The organism is Paenisporosarcina sp. P4_D4 (assembly GCF_056401835.1).
Genome location: NZ_JBFUIO010000378.1, coordinates 1 through 801, shown reverse-complemented (window position 1 = coordinate 801; position 801 = coordinate 1). Strand labels below are relative to the sequence as shown.

Annotated in this window: 1 protein-coding gene; it reads right to left on the bottom strand. The window is 32.2% G+C overall.

What is annotated here, in order from left to right; translation table 11 throughout:
* Positions 1 to 241: 241 nt before the first annotated feature.
* Positions 242 to 628 carry a hypothetical protein gene (locus AC1DSL_RS18955; RefSeq protein WP_477533439.1) on the bottom strand — a complete coding sequence of 129 codons (387 nt, stop codon included), beginning with the start codon at positions 626 to 628 and terminating at the stop codon, positions 242 to 244.
* Between the last annotated feature and the right edge of the window lie 173 nt (positions 629 to 801).

Sequence of the window (801 nt, the reverse complement as noted above, 5' to 3'; positions counted from 1 at the left end):
CTATAATTATAAGTTTGCAGGTCAAACCAGTAAAATGATTCTAGACTTTGAATTCTAGCAAAATACCCTATAGTTTAGTAAAAAGGGCATCCTCTGTAATACCAGGAATGTCCTTTTCGTCGAACGAGCTTGTTCAACTAACCTGCCTCGTTAGTTCAATAAGAAAAAAGAGCTGACTTAGCAGCTCACTGTTCTTCAACTAAAGCACCCTTTAGTGCAAGAAGGAGTAATATGTTTTTATCTAATGTTGGAAGTTTGTTTTGAAAAATTCTTTTTTTACATAAATTGTATAAGCTAATACGATAATTGACCAAATTAAGTTCCCTAAATATGGCTGATGTGATTGATTAGTTATAAGTAGAGAACTGACTATTCCAAAAAGAACCGAATAGATTATCATTGTCCAAAAACCCCATTTTTTCAATCTTATATAACCATAGACCATTCCCAATGAGAATAAAGCTACAATTACTAACATCAATCGTTCAGGTACATTCGGCAGTCCAAACCTTTCAGCTATACCAATAGGATTAGCATCAGCACTATAAAAAATAGCTGAAAATAATAAAACAATTGCACCAAAGATATAAAAATAACTTATCAATGAAACGCCTATAGGTCTCTTCACTTTTACACATCCAATTTTCATTATTATAAACCAAAGTTTTTATTTCTTGTTCAACTAACCTGCCCCGTTAGTTGAAGAACTACAAACTAATATGAACTACCGTTTCTGAATCGCTTTAAACAGTATATATACAATTCCACCCATAACATATGCATAGGTTACAACTAATGAGT